General features: G+C 47.3%; 18 protein-coding genes and 1 pseudogene. All 19 read left to right on the top strand.

The genetic code is table 11. The annotated features are described in order from the left end of the window. The first annotated feature begins 30 nt into the window (after positions 1–30). The 19 genes and pseudogenes from P8S55_RS00405 to P8S55_RS00315 all read left to right on the top strand — a co-directional run bounded on the left by P8S55_RS00405 (position 31) and on the right by P8S55_RS00315 (position 21,829). The gene (locus tag P8S55_RS00405; RefSeq protein WP_289224330.1) at positions 31–1,161 is read left to right on the top strand and encodes a glycosyltransferase family 4 protein; all 1,131 of its coding nucleotides are present in this window, start codon (positions 31–33) and stop codon (positions 1,159–1,161) included. After that, complete coding sequence (gene galE, locus P8S55_RS00400) at positions 1,158–2,306, top strand: UDP-glucose 4-epimerase GalE (protein WP_289224329.1); 1,149 nt, start codon at positions 1,158–1,160, stop codon at positions 2,304–2,306. The genes P8S55_RS00405 and galE overlap by 4 nt, the downstream gene beginning before the upstream one ends. A gap of 306 nt (positions 2,307–2,612) precedes the next feature. Beyond that, positions 2,613–2,897: a GIY-YIG nuclease family protein gene (locus P8S55_RS00395; RefSeq protein ID WP_289224328.1), complete on the top strand. Its 285-nt coding sequence runs from the start codon at positions 2,613–2,615 to the stop codon at positions 2,895–2,897. Positions 2,898–3,082: 185 nt separating this feature from the next. Next, positions 3,083–3,268 (top strand): hypothetical protein, encoded by a 186-nt coding sequence (locus tag P8S55_RS00390; RefSeq protein ID WP_289224327.1) that lies wholly within the window; start codon positions 3,083–3,085, stop codon positions 3,266–3,268. Next, positions 3,268–3,522, top strand: a complete 255-nt coding sequence (locus P8S55_RS00385; RefSeq protein ID WP_289224326.1) for an NAD-dependent epimerase/dehydratase family protein — start codon at positions 3,268–3,270, stop codon at positions 3,520–3,522. The genes P8S55_RS00390 and P8S55_RS00385 overlap by 1 nt, the downstream gene beginning before the upstream one ends. Positions 3,523–3,676: 154 nt before the next feature. Further along, on the top strand, positions 3,677–3,949 hold the full coding sequence (locus tag P8S55_RS11135) for a nucleotidyltransferase substrate binding protein (RefSeq protein ID WP_353957014.1): 273 nt from the start codon (positions 3,677–3,679) through the stop codon (positions 3,947–3,949). Positions 3,950–4,147: 198 nt separating this feature from the next. Then, on the top strand, positions 4,148–5,488 hold the full coding sequence (locus P8S55_RS00375) for a sugar transferase (RefSeq protein WP_289224324.1): 1,341 nt from the start codon (positions 4,148–4,150) through the stop codon (positions 5,486–5,488). 82 nt (positions 5,489–5,570) lie between these two features. Then, the gene (locus P8S55_RS00370; protein ID WP_289224323.1) at positions 5,571–6,566 is read left to right on the top strand and encodes an Rpn family recombination-promoting nuclease/putative transposase; all 996 of its coding nucleotides are present in this window, start codon (positions 5,571–5,573) and stop codon (positions 6,564–6,566) included. A gap of 412 nt (positions 6,567–6,978) precedes the next feature. Beyond that, entirely contained in the window at positions 6,979–7,926 is a 948-nt protein-coding gene (locus P8S55_RS00365) for an Rpn family recombination-promoting nuclease/putative transposase (RefSeq protein WP_289224322.1), read from the top strand. 301 nt (positions 7,927–8,227) lie between these two features. Beyond that, complete coding sequence (locus tag P8S55_RS00360; protein ID WP_289224321.1) at positions 8,228–9,163, top strand: Rpn family recombination-promoting nuclease/putative transposase; 936 nt, start codon at positions 8,228–8,230, stop codon at positions 9,161–9,163. An 849-nt stretch (positions 9,164–10,012) separates the two neighbouring features. Next, complete coding sequence (locus P8S55_RS00355; protein ID WP_289224320.1) at positions 10,013–10,960, top strand: Rpn family recombination-promoting nuclease/putative transposase; 948 nt, start codon at positions 10,013–10,015, stop codon at positions 10,958–10,960. A gap of 492 nt (positions 10,961–11,452) precedes the next feature. Continuing rightward, positions 11,453–12,425: pseudogene (locus P8S55_RS00350) on the top strand (IS5 family transposase). Positions 12,426–12,624: 199 nt separating this feature from the next. Then, complete coding sequence (locus P8S55_RS00345; RefSeq protein ID WP_289224319.1) at positions 12,625–13,596, top strand: Rpn family recombination-promoting nuclease/putative transposase; 972 nt, start codon at positions 12,625–12,627, stop codon at positions 13,594–13,596. Between the two features lie 447 nt (positions 13,597–14,043). Beyond that, on the top strand, positions 14,044–14,280 hold the full coding sequence (locus P8S55_RS00340; protein ID WP_289224318.1) for a hypothetical protein: 237 nt from the start codon (positions 14,044–14,046) through the stop codon (positions 14,278–14,280). Positions 14,281–14,285: 5 nt separating this feature from the next. Next, entirely contained in the window at positions 14,286–14,963 is a 678-nt protein-coding gene (locus P8S55_RS00335) for a YjbF family lipoprotein (RefSeq protein WP_289224317.1), read from the top strand. 17 nt (positions 14,964–14,980) lie between these two features. Then, the gene (locus tag P8S55_RS00330) at positions 14,981–15,787 is read left to right on the top strand and encodes a capsule biosynthesis GfcC family protein (RefSeq protein WP_289224316.1); all 807 of its coding nucleotides are present in this window, start codon (positions 14,981–14,983) and stop codon (positions 15,785–15,787) included. Further along, complete coding sequence (locus tag P8S55_RS00325) at positions 15,763–17,916, top strand: YjbH domain-containing protein (protein ID WP_289224315.1); 2,154 nt, start codon at positions 15,763–15,765, stop codon at positions 17,914–17,916. Before P8S55_RS00330 ends, P8S55_RS00325 begins: the two co-directional genes overlap by 25 nt. Positions 17,917–17,960: 44 nt before the next feature. Continuing rightward, positions 17,961–20,825 carry an SLBB domain-containing protein gene (locus P8S55_RS00320; protein ID WP_289224314.1) on the top strand — a complete coding sequence of 955 codons (2,865 nt, stop codon included), beginning with the start codon at positions 17,961–17,963 and terminating at the stop codon, positions 20,823–20,825. Next, the gene (locus P8S55_RS00315) at positions 20,825–21,829 is read left to right on the top strand and encodes a Wzz/FepE/Etk N-terminal domain-containing protein (RefSeq protein ID WP_289224313.1); all 1,005 of its coding nucleotides are present in this window, start codon (positions 20,825–20,827) and stop codon (positions 21,827–21,829) included. Before P8S55_RS00320 ends, P8S55_RS00315 begins: the two co-directional genes overlap by 1 nt. The last annotated feature ends 69 nt before the right edge of the window (positions 21,830–21,898 follow it).

Raw genomic sequence — 21,898 nt, 5'->3', positions numbered from 1 at the left:
GCTTTGCGGCGATTTTTAATAAGTGACCCAATGAAAAGAATAGCTTTTGTTGTTAATAACTCGGCTTACTTTGTTTCGCATCGTATGCCAATCGGTTTGGCTTTGATAAACAAAGATTTTGAAGTGCATGTGATTGGACCTGGGGTTTGTCCTGAAATTTTAGCGGATAAGGGATTTAAATATCATTCAGTTGCTATGTCGCGTAAAGGGATGAAACCGTTTGCTGAGCTTTCCACTATTATTGCTTTGCGCCGTTTGTTTAAACAAATACAACCCGGCCTAGTACATTTGGTGACGATTAAGCCTTATTTATATGGCGGCATTGCGGCACGTTTGGCGGGTGTGCCTGCAGTTGTTTCGGCTGTGGCGGGATTGGGTACCGTTTTTATTGATAATTCACTTAAAGCAAAGGTTGTGCGTTCGGTGCTTTGGTTCTTCTTCCGGTTTGCATTTGGGCACAACAATCAAAAGATTATCTTTCAAAATCAGTGTGATAAATCTTTGTTATCAAATTGGATTGGATTGGCTGAAGAAAAGTCGGTTTTAATCCGTGGGTCAGGGGTTGATTTAAATCTTTATAAATTTTTACCCGAATCGGTTGATGTCCCGGTTGTAACCGTAGTTGCTCGCTTACTGGTTGATAAGGGTGTTGTGGAGTTTGTTGATGCCTCGCGGGTTCTTAAATCTCGTGGTATTGATGTTCGAATGTGTTTGGTCGGTGATATTGACGAAGGAAATAGAACCAGCGTAACTAAATCACAACTTACTGACTGGGTGAGTCAGGGCTTAGTTGAGGTTTGGGGGTTTAGAAAAGATATTGATCAGGTTTATGCTGAATCTAATATCGCTTGTTTGCCGTCTTATAGAGAAGGGTTGCCAAAAGCATTAATTGAAGCGGCGGCATGTGGTCGTGCGGTTGTGACAACTGATGTACCAGGCTGTCGAGATGCAATTGAGGATAAGGTAACAGGTTTTTTAGTCCCGGTGCGTGATGCGGAAGCTCTGGCGGATGCGATTCAGGATTTAATCGAAAACCCTGATAAACGAAAATCTATGGGCAAAGCAGGCCGAGAATTGGCCGAGAGAGAATTTGCGATAGAAAAGGTCGTGGATGCGCATTTGAATATTTATGATGAGTTGCTCTCAAAGGTTGCACGATGATTTTAGTAACAGGTGGAGCAGGGTATATCGGGTCGCATACGGTTGTGGAGCTTTTGGCGGCAGGGTTTGATTTGGTGGTGGTGGATAATTTGGGTAATTCGTCGGTTGAGAGTTTGCGGCGGGTTGCTGGGATTGCAGGGGTTGAGTTGTTGGTTGGAGATTCCGGCCTGCGCCGGAATGACGGAGAAAAGAGCCGGAATGACGCGGAAAAAGGCCGGAATGACGTGGGGTTGGGAGATTCCGGCCTTCGCCGGAATGACGGAGAAAAGAGCCGGAATGACGGGAGACTGGTTTTTATTGAGGGGGATATTCGTGATCGTGAGGTGTTGCGCTCAGTTTTTACGCGCTTTAAGATTGAGGCGGTGATTCATTTTGCTGGGTTAAAGGCGGTGGGTGAGTCAGTTGCGATGCCGTTGCGTTATTATGATAACAATGTGTCGGGCAGCGTGGCGTTGTTTGAGGTGATGGCGGAGTTTGATTGTAAGCGGGTGGTGTTTAGTTCGTCGGCGACGGTGTACGGAGACCCAAAGAGTGTGCCGATTCGCGAGGATTTTCCGTTATCGACCACTAATCCGTATGGGGCGTCGAAGTTGATGGTTGAGAATATTTTGCGCGATGTGTTTGCCAGTGACCAGGCCTGGTCAATCGCTTTGTTGCGTTATTTTAATCCTGTTGGCGCGCATGATTCGGGTTTAATTGGCGAAGACCCAAACGGTATCCCTAATAATTTAATGCCGTTTGTGTCGCAGGTGGCGGTGGGGTTGCGTGAGAAGCTGTTTGTGTTTGGTGGCGATTACGATACGGTCGATGGCACAGGCGTGCGCGATTATATTCATGTGGTGGATTTAGCTAAAGGCCACTTAGCCGCGTTGCAAAAGAGGTTGCAATCACCAGGCCTGGTGACCTTAAACCTAGGCACTGGGCAAGGCTATTCTGTTTTAGAAATGGTTAAAGCATTTGAGCAGGCGTCAAACAAAGCCGTGCCTTATGAGATCGTCGCCCGCAGGCCTGGTGATGTAGCGCAATGTTACGCTGACCCCTGTGGTGCGTTTGCCGCCTTGGGCTGGAAAGCCGAATTAGATATTAAGCGCATGTGCCAAGACGCTTGGCGCTGGCAGTCGAGCAATCCTAAGGGGTATAAGTAATCAGGTTAGGTTATCCTGAACTTGTTTCAGGATTTCTTGAGGGTTTGCTCAGTCGGCTTGAGATTCCGGCCTGCGCCGGAATGACGGTTTTTTGTGTCATCCCGGTTTTTAATTTACGTCATCCCGGCGCAGGCCGGGATCTTTTGATGGGTTTGCATAGTTGGTTTGAGATCCTGACCTTCGTCAGGATGACGGGAAGGGTGTCATCCCGGCCTTTTATTTACGTCATCCCGGCCTTTTATTTACGTCATCCCGGCCTTTTATTTACGTCATCCCGGCGTAGGCCGGGATCTTTTGAGGGTTTGTATGCAGCCAGCCGTGTATATGATGTCTAATCAAAATAATAACGTTCTTTATATTGGTGTAACGTCAAATTTGGTGCAGCGAGTGTATCAACATCGTAATCACTTTATTGATGGCTTTACCAAGCAATATAATGTAACAAAGTTAGTTTATTTTGAGATACATGAGGATATGTCCGAAGCGATTAGGCGTGAAAAGGCGTTGAAGAATTGGCATCGTGATTGGAAGAATAGGCTGGTTTCTGAGATGAATCCTGATTGGACTGATTTGTGGGATTCAATTGTTTGAAGTGCCGGTTTGAGATTCCGGCCTGCGCCGGAATGACGAAAAAAGAGCCGGAATCATGGTTTTTTATGTCATCCCGGCATTTTAATTGTGTCATCCCGGCGTAGGCCGGGATCTCTTGAGGGTTGGCGTTAAGCCTGTGTTTTCGGTAATATAGGGTTTGGTTTGTTGGTTGAGAGGGATTGAGTATGTATGCCGTTGAGTTTGAAACAGTGGCGCACAATCACATTATATTTTTGCGTGATGTGGCGCAATGTTACGCTGACCCCTGTGGTGCGTTTGCCGCCTTGGGCTGGAAAGCCGAATTAGATATTAAGCGCATGTGCCAAGACGCTTGGCGTTGGCAGTTGAGCAATCCTAAGGGGTATAAGTAATGAACGTATTTTTAACCGGTGCAACGGGTTTTGTGGGGTCGGCTTTGTTGTCGCGTTTTGTGGCGGATGGGGTTGCGGTTCGGGCGTTAGTACGTCGGCGTTTGGATGGGTTGCCTGATGTTGTTGAACAGGTTGTTGGGGATTTGGTGGGGTTTGTTGATGGGGCGGGTGTGTCTGTTGGAGATTCCGGCCTGCGCCGGAATGACGGGGTGATTTGTTTTGAGATTCCGGCCTGCGCCGGAATGACGGGCTGATTTGGTTGGAGATTCCGGCCTGCGCCGGAATGACGGGCTGATTTGGTATGGGATTCCGGCCTGCGCCGGAATGACGGGGTGATTTGGTTTGAGATTCCGGCCTGCGCCGGAATGACGGGGTGATTTATGTCATCCCGGCGCAGGCCGGGATCTTTTGAGGTTTAGTGAAAGCCGTGCAAAGGAGTTATCACTTTATGCCAGGTCAAGATATTCGTTGGTTCAGTGTTTTAAGAATTATTTGAAAGCCCTGGGTCAGTTGCAGTCTACGCACGAGCTGGCATGGAAAGTCATGAAAGATTATTTGGAGTGTGAGGGGCATCAGGGCATTATCGGTTCTCGGTCGGCGAGTCGGTTGGCATTTAATATTGGCTTGGTATCCGACGGTCAGGTTTGGATGGATAAGGTTGAAAGCCGAATTAGATATTAAGCGCATGTGCCAAGACGCTTGGCGTTGGCAGTTGAGCAATCCTAAGGGGTATAAGTGAGGTGTGTGCCGCAGGTTTGAGATTTTGACCTGCACCCTGATCGCGGTATTTATTCACAAAACATTCTTTTATCCTTCCTGTGGTGTCAAGATTTTGTGATAATTTGTGATAATTTTAAGTTTTTTGTTTTGAAGGGATCTATGCAAAATATTATTCGCTATTCCAGTCGACGCACATTGCTGTTTTTTGCGCTATCTGATCTGTTGTTGCCCTTGTTGTTGTTAGTTTTTTTACATGCCATTTTTAGTGATACAGCCTGGAGTGAGCCTTATCTCTGGTTGGGCTTATCAGCTGGCTTAGCAATGGTGGTGGGTAGTTTGTTGCTTAAGGGGTATAGTCGTTATTTGCATCGTACGTTGGCACAAAAACTGCAACTGGTGTTTCAAGTTTGGGGCTTCATTTTAGTAGCGTTGCTGGTGGTTGCTTTTGTGGTATTGGCTACCCAAGAATTTGGACGCAAGGTCTTGTTGATTTGGGCGTTTTTAACCCCGTTTGTGTTGTTATTATCGCGGTTGTTAATTAACCATTGGTGCCATACGCGTCAACAGCAGCCAGTGCGTGTGTTGTTCTTGTCGCCCTATCCGTTTACAAAATTTGAAGAGGCACGATTAACTGCGCAAAATTTTCAGTGGCAGTTTTTGCAAGACCGTGATGCTTTAGCCACTACCTTGCAAAACTTTGACCCGGATTATGTGGTGTTGCCAGAGCAGGGGCAGGCAACCGGGTCTGAAGAATCGAAGCGGCTTGATCAGCAGGCCTGGATTAAGCAATTAACCCATGCCGATTTAGCCGGGGTGAAATTGGTTAAGTTTGAGCAGTTTATGGAGGGTTTGTTACGCAAGTGTTTTATTAATTACCAATCTACCGATTTAGCCTATCTTGAACAGGTTTCCGCGTATTCAACCAGCCAGTACCTGATGAAACGCACGATTGATATTGCGGCGGCGTTGAGTTTGCTGACGTTGGTTTGGCCGGTGATGCTGTATGCAATGTGGAAAATTCGCCGCGAATCGCCCGGTCCGGTGATTTTTTCGCAAGCGCGGGTTGGTCGAGGTGGTAAGGAATTTACCCTGTATAAGTTTCGGTCGATGCATGTGGATGGGCATTTTGATCCTTACACTCAGGAGGACGATCCGCGTATTTTTCCATTTGGTTCTGTGATGCGTAAAACCCGCATTGATGAGTTGCTGCAATTATGGAATGTGCTGAAAGGGGATATGCACTTTTTTGGCCCGCGTTCAGAGTGGACGATTTTGGTTGATAATTATGAAAAGGAAATCCCGTTTTATCATGAACGCCACCTAGTCGCACCTGGGATTTCGGGTTGGGCGCAGGTGCTGTATCCCTATGGGAGCTGTGCGGAAGATGCTCGCCAAAAGCTAATGTATGATTTGTACTACATCAAGAATTGGAGCATTTGGCTGGAAATTGAAACCCTTATTCGTACGATTGGCGTTGTCCTTGGTAAAAAAGGTATTTAGGGTTGAGATTCCGGCGCAGGCCAGCTTAATTCATTCTGTGCTAAAATTAACATAGCTTGTAATAAGAATTAGGCGTTGAATCATGAAAGAACAATACATCAATTTATTTACCGACTTCGGATTTAAAAAACTTTTTGGAGAAGAAGACTCCAAAGAGCAGCTTATTGCCTTTCTTAACACCCTATTGCCGCAAAAACACCAAGTAAAAGAACTCAACTTTACCCACAACGAACACCTTGGCGCCACATCACTCGATCGCCGGGCGGTATTTGATCTCAACTGCACCAGCCCCAGCGGCGAACATTTTATTGTCGAAATACAAAAAGCCAAACAAAACTTCTTTAAAGATCGCAGTGTGTTTTACGCCAGCTTCCCGATTCAGCAACAAGCGCAACGCGGCGACGACTGGAACTTTGAACTTAGCGCTGTCTATACCATCGGCATATTAGATTTTATCTTTGAAGAAGATAAACAAACCGGTCGCAACGAAGTGATTCACACCGTTCAACTCAAAAACCAACACAACCAAGTATTTTACGACAAATGCATGTTTATCTATTTAACCATGCCCAACTTCAACAAAACCGAAGACGAACTCGACACCGACCAAGACAAATGGTTATACCTATTCAAAAACCTCCACAAACTCCAGGCGGTTCCTAAACGACTACAAACCAAGATCTTTGAGCGCCTCTTTGAAAAAGCCCAAATCGCCAAATTCACACCGCAAGAACGCGAAGGTTACGAGGCCAGCTTAAAATACTATCGAGACCTTAAAAACGTCATCGACACCGCTGCAATGGATGCGGAGAAAAAGGGACGAGAGGCCGGGCGTCAAGAGGGAAGGGAAGAGGGAAGGGAAGAGGGAAGGGAAGAGGGAAGGGAAGAGGGAAGGGAAGAGGGAAGGGAAGAGGGAAGGGAAGAGGGAAGGGAAGAGGGGCGTCATCTTGAAAGATTGACTATCGCACAAGGCTTATTAGATGTGCTCGATGATCTGACCATTGCCAGCAAAACCGGCTTAACAGAGACCGAAGTTGCGCAACTGCGTAATGCAAAGCTAAGTGACATAAAGCCGTAACCCCGTCATGCCGGCTTTCACCCCGTCATGCCGGACTTGATCCGGCATCTCAAACCGGTGTTGCAAACCCTCAATAGATCCCGGCCTACGCCGGGATGATGAATAAAGTAACTGTCATGCCGGCTTTCACCCCCGTCATGCCGGACTTGATCCGGCATCTCAAACCGGTGTTGCAAACCCTTAATAGATCCCGGCCTACGCCGGGATGACGAATAAAGTAACTGTCATGCCGGCTTTCACCCCCGTCATGCCGGACTTGATCCGGCATCTCAAACCGGTGTTGCAAACCCTTAATAGATCCCGGCCTACGCCGGGATGACGAATAAAGTAACTGTCAATGCGCCGCCAGGCCGGCTTAATTCATTCTGTGCTAAAATTAACATAGCTTGTAATAAGAATTAGGCGCTGAATCATGAAAGAACAATACATCAATTTATTTACCGACTTCGGATTTAAAAAACTTTTTGGAGAAGAAGACTCCAAAGAGCAGCTTATTGCCTTTCTTAACACCCTATTGCCGCAAAAACACCAAGTAAAAGAACTCAACTTTACCCACAACGAACACCTTGGCGCCACATCACTCGATCGCCGGGCGGTGTTTGATCTAAACTGCACCAGCCCCAGCGGCGAACATTTTATTGTCGAAATACAAAAAGCCAAACAAAACTTCTTTAAAGATCGCAGTGTGTTTTACGCCAGCTTCCCGATTCAGCAACAAGCGCAACGCGGCGACGACTGGAACTTTGAACTTAGCGCCGTCTATACCATCGGCATATTAGATTTTATCTTTGAAGAAGATAAACAAACCGGTCGCAACGAAGTGATTCACACCGTTCAACTCAAAAACCAACACAACCAAGTATTTTACGACAAATGCATGTTTATCTATTTAACCATGCCCAACTTCAACAAAACCGAAGACGAACTCGACACCGACCAAGACAAATGGTTATACCTATTCAAAAACCTCCACAAACTCCAGGCGGTTCCTAAACGACTACAAACTAAAATCTTTGAGCGCCTCTTTGAAAAAGCCCAAATCGCCAAATTCACACCGCAAGAACGCGAAGGTTACGAGGCCAGCTTAAAATACTATCGAGACCTTAAAAACGTCATCGACACCGCTGCAATGGATGCGGAGAAAAAGGGACGAGAGGCCGGGCGTCAAGAGGGAAGGGAAGAGGGAAGGGAAGAGGGAAGGGAAGAGGGAAGGGAAGAAGGGCGTCATCTTGAAAGATTGACTATCGCACAAGGCTTATTAGATGTGCTCGATGATCTGACCATTGCCAGCAAAACCGGCTTAACAGAGACCGAAGTTATGCAACTGCGCAATGCACAGCTAAGTGACATAAAGCCGTAACCCCGTCATGCCGGCTTTCACCCCGTCATGCCGGACTTGATCCGGCATCTCAAACCGGTGTTGCAAACCCTTAATAGATCCCGGCCTACGCCGGGATGACGAACAAAGTAACTGTCATGCCGGCTTTCACCCCGTCATGCCGGACTTGATCCGGCATCTCAAACCGGTGTTGCAAACCCTTAATAGATCCCGGCCTACGCCGGGATGACGAATAAAGTAACTGTCAATGCGCCGCCAGGCCAGCTTAATTCATTCTGTGCTAAAATTAATATAGCTTGTAATAAGAATTAGGCGTTGAATCATGAAAGAACAATACATCAATTTATTTACCGACTTCGGATTTAAAAAACTTTTTGGAGAAGAAGACTCCAAAGAGCAGCTTATTGCCTTTCTTAACACCCTATTGCCGCAAAAACACCAAGTAAAAGAACTCAACTTTACCCACAACGAACACCTTGGCGCCACATCACTCGATCGCCGGGCGGTATTTGATCTAAACTGCACCAGTCCCAGCGGCGAACATTTTATTGTCGAAATACAAAAAGCCAAACAAAACTTCTTTAAAGATCGCAGTGTGTTTTACGCCAGCTTCCCGATTCAGCAACAAGCGCAACGCGGCGACGACTGGAACTTTGAACTTAACGCCGTCTATACCATCGGCATATTAGATTTTATCTTTGAAGAAGATAAACAAACCGGTCGCAACGAAGTGATTCACACCGTTCAACTCAAAAACCAACACAACCAAGTATTTTACGACAAATGCATGTTTATCTATTTAACCATGCCCAACTTCAACAAAACCGAAGACGAACTCGACACCGACCAAGACAAATGGTTATACCTATTCAAAAACCTCCACAAACTCCAGGCGGTTCCTAAACGACTACAAACCAAGATCTTTGAGCGCCTCTTTGAAAAAGCCCAAATCGCCAAATTCACACCGCAAGAACGCGAAGGTTACGAGGCCAGCTTAAAATACTATCGAGACCTTAAAAACGTCATCGACACCGCTGCAATGGATGCGGAGAAAAAGGGACGAGAGGCCGGGCGTCAAGAGGGAAGGGAAGAGGGAAGGGAAGAGGGAAGGGAAGAAGGGCGTCATCTTGAAAGATTGACTATCGCACAAGGCTTATTAGATGTGCTCGATGATCTGACCATTGCCAGCAAAACCGGCTTAACAGAGACCGAAGTTATGCAACTGCGTAATGCAAAGCTAAGTGACATAAAGCCGTAACCCCGTCATGCCGGCTTTCACCCCGTCATGCCGGACTTGATCCGGCATCTCAAACCGGTGTTGCAAACCCTTAATAGATCCCGGCCTACGCCGGGATGACGAACAAAGTAACTGTCATGTCGGCTTTCACCCCCGTCATGCCGGACTTGATCCGGCATCTCAAACCGGTGTTGCAAACCCTTAATAGATCCCGGCCTACGCCGGGATGACGAATAAAGTAACTGTCATGCCGGCTTTCACCCCGTCATGCCGGACTTGATCCGGCATCTCAAACCGGTGTTGCAAACCCTTAATAGATCCCGGCCTACGCCGGGATGACGAATAAAGTAACTGTCATGCCGGCTTTCACCCCCGTCATGCCTGACTTGATCCGGCATCTCAAACCGGTGTTGCAAACCCTTAATAGATCCCGGCCTACGCCGGGATGACGAATAAAGTAACCGTCATGTCGGCTTTCACCCCCGTCATGCCGGACTTGATCCGGCATCTCAAACCGGTGTTGCAAACCCTTAATAGATCCCGGCCTACGCCGGGATGACGAATAAAGTAACCGTCATGTTGGCTTTCACCCCGTCATGCCGGACTTGATCCGGCATCTCAAACCGGTGTTGCAAACCCTTAATAGATCCCGGCCTACGCCGGGATGACGAACAAAGTAACTGTCATGCCGGCTTTCACCCCGTCATGCCGGACTTGATCCGGCATCTCAAACCGGTGTTGCAAACCCTCAATAGATCCCGGCCTACGCCGGGATGACGAATAAAGTAACTGTCAATGCGCCGCCAGGCCAGCTTAATTCATTCTGTGCTAAAATTAATATAGCTTGTAATAAGAATTAGGCGCTGAATCATGAAAGAACAATACATCAATTTATTTACCGACTTCGGATTTAAAAAACTTTTTGGAGAAGAAGACTCCAAAGAGCAGCTTATTGCCTTTCTCAACACCCTATTGCCGCAAAAACATCAAGTAAAAGAACTCAACTTTACCCACAACGAACACCTTGGCGCCACATCACTCGATCGCCGGGCGGTATTTGATCTAAACTGCACCAGCCCCAGCGGCGAACATTTTATTGTCGAAATACAAAAAGCCAAACAAAACTTCTTTAAAGATCGCAGTGTGTTTTACGCCAGCTTCCCGATTCAGCAACAAGCGCAACGCGGCGACGACTGGAACTTTGAACTTAGCGCCGTCTATACCATCGGCATATTAGATTTTATCTTTGAAGAAGATAAACAAACCGGTCGCAACGAAGTGATTCACACCGTTCAACTCAAAAACCAACACAACCAAGTATTTTACGACAAATGCATGTTTATCTATTTAACCATGCCCAACTTCAACAAAACCGAAGACGAACTCGACACCGACCAAGACAAATGGTTATACCTATTCAAAAACCTCCACAAACTCCAGGCGGTTCCTAAACGACTACAAACTAAAATCTTTGAGCGCCTCTTTGAAAAAGCCCAAATCGCCAAATTCACACCGCAAGAACGCGAAGGTTACGAGGCCAGCTTAAAATACTATCGAGACCTTAAAAACGTCATCGACACCGCTGCAATGGATGCGGAGAAAAAGGGACGAGAGGCCGGGCGTCAAGAGGGAAGGGAAGAGGGAAGGGAAGAGGGAAGGGAAGAGGGAAGGGAAGAAGGGCGTCATCTTGAAAGATTGACTATCGCACAAGGCTTATTAGATGTGCTCGATGATCTGACCATTGCCAGCAAAACCGGCTTAACAGAGACCGAAGTTATGCAACTGCGTAATGCAAAGCTAAGTGACATAAAGCCGTAACCCCGTCATGCCGGCTTTCACCCCGTCATGCCGGACTTGATCCGGCATCTCAAACCGGTGTTGCAAACCCTTAATAGATCCCGGCCTACGCCGGGATGACGAACAAAGTAACCGTCATGTCGGCTTTCACCCCGTCATGCCGGACTTGATCCGGCATCTCAAACCGGTGTTGCAAACCCTTAATAGATCCCGGCCTACGCCGGGATGACGAACAAAGTAACCGTCATGTCGGCTTTCACCCCGTCATGCCGGACTTGATCCGGCATCTCAAACCGGTGTTGCAAACCCTTAATAGATCCCGGCCTACGCCGGGATGACGAATAAAGTAACTGTCAATGCGCCGCCAGGCCAGCTTAATTCATTCTGTGCTAAAATTAATATAGCTTGAGACCTTTGCACGAGAAAAGCTTGCCAAACCACTATAAATCTGCAAGTTTTGCGATTAAGAGTTAAAATAACAAACAATTATTACATATAACTGGATTTTATCACATGGCATGGAAAAACCTCTCACAGACCTCACTCGCTGATGCACTTATCTGCCCCCATCCGGCACTCAATGAATTAGATGGAGTTGAAGAGCTAATTGACTGGTCAGCGTGTGAAGCCTTAATGCTCAATATCCATAACAACCCAATGGGTGAGCGTGCCTTCCCACCACTACTCATGTTCAAGATCCTATTATTACAAACCTGGTACAACCTCAGCGATCCAGCCTGTGAAAAACAACTGGCTCGCGATTTATTATTTCGTCGCTTTGTCCAGCTCAGCTTAACCGATAGTGTACCTGATCACTCTACCATCTGGCGTTTTCGCCAACGTCTACAACAAGACAACCTATTGGATGCCCTATTTGAAAACATCAATCATCAGCTGCGCCAACAAGGCCTGATCATGAAAGCCGGTGAAGTCAGTATTATTGATGCCAGTGTTATCCAAGCCAAAAACAACCGCCCCACAAAAACGCCAAAGGCGAAAACACCCAAGACACCCAGGCCAGCTACAATGTCAAAACCGCCTCCAATGGCAAGAAAACATCGACCTACGGTTTTAAAGCCCACATTAATGTCGATGAAGACGGATTCATTAAAACCAACGACTTCACCACCGGATCAAGCCACGACTCTCAGACCTTCGAGACCCTATTAACGGGCAGCGAAAAGTCGTGTATGCCGATAGTGCCTACAAAAGCCAAGCGCACGACAAACTACTCAAAACCAAGCGGATTAAAAATAACATCCTGCACCGTGCTTATCGCAATACAGCGCTCACCGAACAACAAAAGCAACACAACCGATTAGCCTCAGAAGTACGCTACATCGTGGAGCGCACCTTTGGTGTATTAAAACAGCACTATGGAATGGCACAAGCCCGCTATAACGGCCTAAAGCGCAATGCGGCAAAATTAACACTCATGTGTATTGGATACAACCTAAAACGCGCAATAAACATACAACTGAGCTAAGGCTCAAGGGGTGCGTGTATCCAAAAAACAGGATATGCGCACAAAATAGCAAAAAACCGTCATAAAAGTGACGTAAAACAGCGAAAAAGGACTAAATTGCAAGTTCTATATTCAAAAAAGTCGAATTTTAGAATTTAACTTTAGAAATAGCGGGGTTTTGCAAAGGTCTCAGCTTGTAATAAGAATTAGGCGTTGAATCATGAAAGAACAATACATCAATTTATTTACCGACTTCGGATTTAAAAAACTTTTTGGAGAAGAAGACTCCAAAGAGCAGCTTATTGCCTTTCTTAACACCCTATTGCCGCAAAAACACCAAGTAAAAGAACTCAACTTTACCCACAACGAACACCTTGGCGCCACATCACTCGATCGCCGGGCGGTATTTGATCTAAACTGCACCAGCCCCAGCGGCGAACATTTTATTGTCGAAATACAAAAAGCCAAACAAAACTTCTTTAAAGATCGCAGTGTGTTTTACGCCAGCTTCCCGATTCAGCAACAAGCGCAACGCGGCGACGACTGGAACTTTGAACTTAGCGCCGTCTATACCATCGGCATATTAGATTTTATCTTTGAAGAAGATAAACAAACCGGTCGCAACGAAGTGATTCACACCGTTCAACTCAAAAACCAACACAACCAAGTATTTTACGACAAATGCATGTTTATCTATTTAACCATGCCCAACTTCAACAAAACCGAAGACGAACTCGACACCGACCAAGACAAATGGTTATACCTATTCAAAAACCTCCACAAACTCCAGGCGGTTCCTAAACGACTACAAACCAAGATCTTTGAGCGCCTCTTTGAAAAAGCCCAAATCGCCAAATTCACACCGCAAGAACGCGAAGGTTACGAGGCCAGCTTAAAATACTATCGAGACCTTAAAAACGTCATCGACACCGCTGCAATGGATGCGGAGAAAAAGGGACGAGAGGCCGGGCGTCAAGAGGGAAGGGAAGAGGGAAGGGAAGAGGGAAGGGAAGAGGGAAGGGAAGAGGGAAGGGAAGAGGGAAGGGAAGAGGGGCGTCATCTTGAAAGATTGACTATCGCACAAGGCTTATTAGATGTGCTCGATGATCTGACCATTGCCAGCAAAACCGGCTTAACAGAGACCGAAGTTATGCAACTGCGCAATGCACAGCTAAGTGACATAAAGCCGTAACCCCGTCATGCCGGCTTTCACCCCGTCATGTCGGCTTTCACCCCGTCATGTCGGCTTTCACCCCGTCATGCCGGACTTGATCCGGCATCTCAAACCGGTGTTGCAAACCCTCAATAGATCCCGGCCTACGCCGGGATGACGAACAAAGTAACCGTCATGTCGGCTTTCACCCCGTCATGCCGGACTTGATCCGGCATCTCAAACCGGTGTTGCAAACCCTTAATAGATCCCGGCCTACGCCGGGATGACGAATAAAGTAACCGTCATGTCGGCTTTCACCCCGTCATGTCGGCGCAGGCCGGAATCTATTCGATTTATATTGAACTCATTGTCGGAATTTGCTTTGTTTTTTTAAAAAATATGCGATTTTAGTAGTTTTTAGGGGGGGGCTTTAGTATTATACATAAGCGTTGTGAAATTTTTATCTATTCCAAAAGTATGTTCATTATGAAAAAGACTTTATTAGCGTCTGTTATTGCAATTTCAACTTTAGGTATGTCAGGCACTGTTTTAGCTAACCCAGCAGGTGGTACAGGTGCCGCTGCAGGTGGTACAGGTGCCGCTGCGGCAGGTGTTGCAGTGGCTGCAGCGGTAGGTGCGGTTGTTGTAATTGGTAGCAATGTTGGATCGACAACCAGTACAACCGGTACAACCGGTACAACCGGTACAACCGTTACAAGATAATAACCGTGAGTTTTCGCCTGCCTCGTCAAGCATTAACCGCACTTTTTAGTGCGGTTTTTCTTTTCGGTTGCTCATCAAATCCAGCGACGGATTCGGTGGTGGCTGATAGCGTTTCGGTGTTCCAATTATTAAAGCGGCCTACGATTGCTGAACAACAGATTGCGCAATCGCCCTATGCTATTTTGTCTTTACAACTCGATAATAGACGCCCAATTTTTATGAATTTGGGCTATTTGGAAGACACTAGGCAGTATTGGTATACCCGAGACTTGATCGGTTTTGCTTTTGAGCAGGGGCGTTTGGTTGAAACCTACCGTCTTGCTTCTGGCATAGATTTATCGGGTTTGCGTCAAGCAGAAATTTATCAAAGTTTTGGTTTTTGGTCTTTGCGTCCACAGCAAACACAGCGTTTTTCAATGCGGTTTGATCTTCCGGAACAGCGATTGTTTGGTTTGGTTGCTCATGTTGTATTGCAGGCGGGTGACGTTGAAACCAAAGAAGTTGCTGGTCAACAGCGTCAGGTGCTCAGCGTAACGGAGCAGTGGACCGTGGCTGATTTAAATTTTAGCACTGAAAATTGGTATTGGTTGGATGTGACGGCGCAACAAGTAATGGCCTCGCGACAGCACTTGGCACCTTCATTGCCGGTTATTGAGTATTATGTGGTAAAGCCATGGTGGTAAATAAGGCCAGGTTGTTAGTGACGCGGATTTTAGTCCCCTTTAGCACAATCAGCTTAATCAGCATAGTCAGTTTAGCTGGCTTTTTTATTGGTATTTCTACTAGCATCGCCGCATCGCCCCTGCCAGCTGCGCCGTCGGTAACTTTAACGGTAGAACATTGTGATGGGCATCAGCTGCTGGTTACAGCCGATCAACCGGTTTATTTGTCGCAACTCTTGGCGCTGAGTGACTGGCGCAAATGTAATTATCCATTTGGAGCACACTTGTCATTTGCGGCACGTGAGCCAGCTCAGTTGGCGTTACAGCAACGCTTGTTGGCGTTTCTTCACCATGTCGTTGGCGCTGAATCGAATCAGCAGCAAGCTACAGATGCGCAGGTGTATTTTCAGCAGGTGCTAAATTTAGTGAGTCAGCAGGCGGTTACCGGGCGGCGGCCAGTATCGCTAATTGACCCGAAAGCTATCGAGTTGGCAATTAATCAAGATCCTATTGTGCGCACTGGCGCCGTGTTGCGATTAGTCAATCGTCCAGACTCTATTCAGTTGGTGGGGTTTCATCGCATTAGCTTGCGACATGCTCCGGCGCAAACCATTACTGATTATGTGCGGGCTGCTGGCTTGTTACCAGGCCTGGTGCCCGGACAGGTGTGGGTGATTCAAGCAAATGGCCAAGTTGATCAGCTGCGTTATGGCGCTTGGACATACAACGCGGCAGCCGTATCGCCCGGAGCCTGGGTGATGGCGCTGGCGCCAAAACGATGGATACGTGATTATCCCGCATTCAATGAGGATTTAGCCAGTTGGTTAGTAACCCAATCATTTTAAACGCTAGTAAGCCTAGGCGTATTTTTAAGCTGGGCTTGTTGCCTTTGGCTTGTGGCTTGTTAATGGCGGCAGGCGTGACATCAGTACAGGGCGCAGAGCGCGTGAGCCCGTCGCAAACCGCGTATGGCGGTGTCGGCTATGTAACCATGCCCAGCGCGAGAATGCATCGTGATGGCGATTTTGGGGTTCATTTGAGTCGCATTGAGCCCTACAACCAGTTTGTGGTGTTTGGTCAGCCAGCACCCTGGTTAGAGGTGCTGTTTAAATACACCGATATTGATAATCGAATTTATGGTATCTCAAATCAAGGTTATAAAGACAAGTCTTTTGATGCTAAGTTGCGGTTATTAGCCGAAAGCTATTATTGGCCGGAGATTGCGGTTGGGGTGCGCGATATTGGGGGCACAGGCCTGTTTTCCGGTGAGTATGTCGTTGCGTCTAAACAGTGGGGGCGTTTTGATGCCTCGCTAGGTTTTGGCTGGGGTTATTTGGGGCAGCAAGGGCAGTTATCAAATCCTTTTAAACGCTTAGGCAATAATTTTGCTCGGCGTGAGCGCAATGATTCTGGTGAGGGTGGCGAGTTTAATCTCGATAGTTATTTTTCGGGTGATCGTACCAGTGTGTTTGCAGGTCTCGCCTATCAAATGGCTGCTTGGCCTTTGGTGCTTAAGTTGGATTATGATGCCAATGATTACCAAAACGAACCTTTACGAAATCGGTTTAAGCAAAGCAGTCCCATTAATGTTGCTGGTGTCTATAGTTTTGGTAATGGATTTGATGTGCACTTGGGTTGGGCGCGTGGCGATACGGTTATGTTGGGTCTTACATTACGCACCAGTTTGGTTCAGCCGATTGCGCCGAAGTTGTTTGATATGGCACCAGAGCCTATTTTGATTACGCCGGTGGGCGAGGTCACTAGTCTTGATTGGCCGGCCTTGAGCGAAGCCTTGCACACCCAGGCTGGCTTTGCTGTTTCTAAGGTGGCGGTCGATTCATCAAGCGATACCTTGCGAATCACTGGGTCACAAACAAACTACAATGATTTGAATCAGGGTGTTGGTCGGGTATCTCGCATGGTGCATAATCGTTTGGCTTCCGATGAAGTAAAACACCTTGAAGTAGTCGAGCAGACGGTGGGATTAACCTTGTCGGTGGCGCGACTGTCGCGGGATGCGTTTGTTGATTTGGCCGAGCTGGTGGCGACACCAGAGTCGACGGTGTTGCGTGTTTCGGGGTCATTGGAGCCTTCGGAATCCTTGGAACAAACGCTTTATCAGGCTGAACCTGAGCCGCTAAGTTTTAGTCTGTTACCCGCCTTATCGGCGAATATTGGGGGGCCGGACGAGTTTGTGCTTTACCAATTGTCGTTACGTGCCTTAGCTCACTATCATTTTGATCAACAGCAACGCCATTCATTAAATTTGGGGTTGGAGTTGGGATTGTTAGATAATTTTGATCAATTTGAATATGAAGCCTCCTCCAATCTGCCGCGCGTGCGTACACAGATTCGTGATTATTTAAAAACCTCAAAACTGCGCATGAGCCAGTTTTATGCCGCCTCGCATGCCCAGCCGACCGATGATCTGTTTTGGTTGGGTTATGGCGGTTATTTAGAGTCCATGTATGCCGGGGTGGGCAGTGAGTTGTTATATCGACCCTTCGGTAAGAACTGGGCGCTCGGTGTGGATGCCAATTTTGTGCAACAACGCGCGTTTGATCAGGGCTTTGGTTTGCGGGATTATCAGGTATTAACAGGGCATGTCACCGGTTATTATGAGTGGCAGCAAGTTTTAATTCAGCTGAGTGCCGGCCAGTATTTAGCTAAAGACCGTGGCGTAACCTTTGATGTCAGTCGGCGTTTTTTAAACAACGCTCGTTTGGGTGCCTGGGCTAGCAGAACCAATGTTTCGGCCGAAGATTTTGGCGAGGGCAGTTTTGATAAGGGTGTTTATGTGGTGATACCTTTTGATATGTTTAGTTTAAAATCGACGCGTGAAACAGGGCGCGTCAATTTTCAGTTCTTAACGCGTGATGGTGGTCAGAAGTTGAATCGCCCACAACAGTTGTACGGCATAACTGATAAACGGCGTTATCAGTATTATTCGCGTCCAGCGTCTTTGTTGGATTAAGCCGATAGAATCATTAACTTTAAAGTAAAAGGTTTGAAAGTAGCATGAGAATTGAGCAACAAATGGGGCGTGGGCTGGGTTTAAAATCTATGTTGATGTTAGTCGTGTTACTGACCTTAGGTTTTTGGCTGCAGGCAGCCTCGGCGAATTTAGCGGGGTTAACCGATGAGCAATTACGGATGTTTAATCAATTGTCCCCTGCGCAACAGCAACAACTTCTCAGTCAGCCCTCAGGTTTAACGAGCGCCAATCCGGTCGGTTCGGTTGCACAGCAACCCGAGTTGTTAGTGGATAGTGTTAAGCCCTTGCCGCCGATTAAATCGCCGGATGATAGCTTTGAAGTGGATGCGCCAATTACTCCTGTTGATCAACAGCAGCGTGGTTTATCGACACCAAAACATAATCTGGCCAATTTGGGTTTAACACGCTTTGGTGCGAGTTTGTTTGCCGGTCAGCCAACGACGTTTGCCCCAGTGAATGATATTCCTGTGCCTACCGACTATATTCTAGGTGTGGGTGATCAGCTTAATATTCATTTGTTTGGCAATAAAAACGAGCGCATGCAGTTGGTGGTTGACCGTAATGGCCAAATCCAACTACCTAATGTCGGTCCGGTGGTGGTGGCCGGTTTAACCTTTACCCATGCGGTGACCGAATTGCAAAAGCATTTGGAGCGTTTAGGGGTAGGGATTGAATCAAGTATTACATTGGGTGAAATGCGGTCGTTTCGCATATTTGTGATGGGCGAAGCCCGTATGCCAGGCTCCTACTTAGTGAGTGGTATGGCGACTATGACGCATGCGCTTTATGTGTCGGGTGGTATTAGTGAGATAGGGTCGTTTCGTAATATTGAATTGCGCCGCCAGGGTGAGTTGATTGCGAAGCTAGACCTGTATGATTTACTGATTCATGGTAACAGCCGTGATGATGTGCGCTTGCAACCGGGTGATACGGTGTTTATTCCGGTGCAGGGTAAACAGGTGTCTTTAACCGGTGCGGTACAACGGCCCGCTATTTATGAGCTTAAATCTGAGCGGATTTTTGCTGATGTGATTCGTTTGGCGGGTGGGTTTTCACCACAGGCTTATCGTGACAAAGCGAAACTAACCCGTGTACAGGCCGATGGTTTTGCTACGGTGTTGAGCCTAAACCTAACTCAAAACCAAACGTTAAATCAATTAGTTCAAAATGGCGATGTGTTGGCAGTACCAGGCCTGGTGGATGAGTTGGCTAATGTGGTACAACTTGAAGGCGAAGTACAGCGACCAGGCGTTTACCCTTGGTATGAGGGCGTAACACTGGGGCAGCTATTACCGAATCGTGCGGCTTTTAAGCGTGATGCCGATTTAAATTATTTGGTGATTTTGCGTCAAACCCTACCAGGTCAGCCTTATGAGGTACTAAGCACCAATTATTTACAGGCACTGCATACTCCCTTGATGGCCAGTGATCAGGTATTCGTGTTTTCGAATCGTGATGCTGCGGCGCGTCAAGCGGTTTTGGAGCAGATTATTGCTAAATTGTCCAGTCAGGCTACGGCCGATGCACCCGCGCCGGTAGTGAGTGTGCAGGGTCATGTGCGTTTTTCTGGCAGCTATCCATTGATGGTAGCAATGGATGCGCAGAGTTTATTGATGAGTGCTGGCGGCCCTTTGCCGTTGGTCGATGAGGATTATGTGCTAATTCGCCATCGTGATCAGCGCACGGGGCAGCTTTCTTTTAGTCGCACGCAATTGGCTAACTTATCTGCTGTGATGCTAACGCCAGGTGATAGGCTGTATGTGTTTTCCTCCCAGGATGGGTCGCGTGTTGAGCTGTTAGCAAACGATTTGGCGGTTATGCGTGAACAGGCTACCCAAGCAGAGCCAGCTAGAGTGGTTTTGATCTCTGGGTTGGTGCGTTATCCAGGTCAGTATCCGTTATTTGCAGGTGCTACCTTGTCAGACTTGCTGGTAGCCGCGGGCGGTTTGCGTCATCAAGCGGTAGCAACGCAAGCGGATTTAGTCAGGCATCGTATTGTTGATGGTGAGGAGCGAGTTACGCAGGTTTCTAATATTGATTTAAGTGAAGTTTTGGCGGGTGTCGCCCCTGAACGCTATCAACTTATGCCATTCGATCAGGTTATTGTTAAGCAGGTGTCGAACTGGGCTGATTCGGCCCGCGTGGTATCGGTTGAAGGTGAAGTACGTTTTCCTGGCAGTTACACCATTGAACCAGGCGAAACGCTGGAGCAACTCTTAGTGCGCGCTGGTGGCTTTACACAATGGGCAGAACCTCGCAATGCGGTGTTTTTGCGTGAATCTTTGCGTTTGCAAGAAGAGCGTGAATTGCGTCAATCAGCGGATGAGTTAGAGAAAAATCTGTTGCTTAGTGTTAAAGCCGATGCCGGTTTTTATAACACAGATCCAGGCGCTATTTTGCAGATGGGGAATACCTTAATCGAGCGGATTCGGCAGACCCCGGCTTTGGGTCGATTAGTGATTGGTTTAGATCCGGTCCAGCCGCGTCGTTATCAGGCAACCTTGGCAATGGAACTGGTGGATGGTGACCGTTTAGTGATCCCCCCGCGTCCTACCGAGATTGTGGTGACAGGCGAGGTGTTACGTAGTGCATCGTTTATTTATCAGCCTGGTTTAACGGTGAGTGATTATATTGACTTAGCCGGTGGTATGTCGCGTCGTGCCGATAAACGTCAGGTTTTTGTGGTGCATGGTGATGGCCGCGTCGAGCATTACCGCAGTGGGATGTTTGCTAGTCGCACACTGCAGCTTGAAGCGGGCGCCACGATTGTTGTGCCGATGGATGTGGAGCGCGTGAATCCGTTGTTTACGATGAGTAGTGTTGCTTCTATTTTAGCGAATTTTGCGGTAACAGCGGCAACGCTGAAAGTGATAGGAGTGTTTGATTAATGGCACGCTATGATAACAAGGCGGCTGAACTGGACTTAGTCGCCTCTGAACAAGTTGTTGGGCGTTATGATGACGATGAAATTGACTTAATGGAGTTATTTCAAACCCTTTGGCAGCAAAAGTGGTTAATTGCTGGTACAACGCTATTACTCGGGCTAGCCGTAGCTATTTATTCATTAACTTTGCCCAATACCTACAAAGCAGAAGCTTCATTGATTCCGGTTGCTAGTGGAGGTGGTGGTTTAGGCCAATATGCTGGCCTAGCCAGTTTAGCGGGTGTCAGTTTGCCAAAGGGTGAAGCGTCTAAATCGCAAGAAGCACTGGCTGTTTTACAGTCACGTGCGTTTTTAAGTCGTTTTATTGCTACTCATGATTTAAAGCCCTGGTTGTTTGAGCAGAGTTGGGACCTGGAAACTCAAAGCTGGCTAGAATCCAAGCCCAGTATGCTGAGTGAGCTAAAGGGCTTGGTGCTGGGTGGCAGTGACTCCAGTGCTACTGGACGGGATGAGGGTTTATTACCTGGCGAACCTACCATGCAGCAAGCCGTTAAGCGTTTGCGCGACATGATTTCGGTGAATGAAAATCGCAACAATAATTTGGTAACCCTTGCCATTGAACATACCGATGCTGAACTAGCCAGTCGCTGGGTAAATCAGTTAGTAACAGCGGTTAATGAACATATGCGCCAACAGGAAGTTGACTCAGCGCAACGTTCGATTGCGTTTCTAGAGCGTCAGTTGAATCAAATTAGCTTGGTTGAACATCGCCAAGTTGCGTTCCGAATTATTGAAGAAAACTTAAAAAGCCTCACTTTAGCCCAAACGGAGGCGGATTTTGTGTTTCGGACGATTGATCCGGCTGTGGTGCCGGAGCAGAAGTCTGGTCCAAAACGCAGTTTAATGGTGGCGGTGGGGTTAGTGCTAGGTTTTATGCTAGGTGTTTTTTATGCCTTGGTTGCATCAGCGGTGCGTAAGCGTCGAGAAAGCACTAGTAACCCAGGCTAGGGTCTAAAGCTAGGGTCTAAAATAGTTGGCGAGCCAAGAAGCGACAAACAACCCGCTTGAAAAAGGCCG

This window comes from Thiomicrospira sp. R3, assembly GCF_029581415.1.
GTDB lineage: Bacteria > Pseudomonadota > Gammaproteobacteria > Thiomicrospirales > Thiomicrospiraceae > Thiomicrospira.
This window is presented reverse-complemented; position numbering and strand designations above follow the sequence as displayed.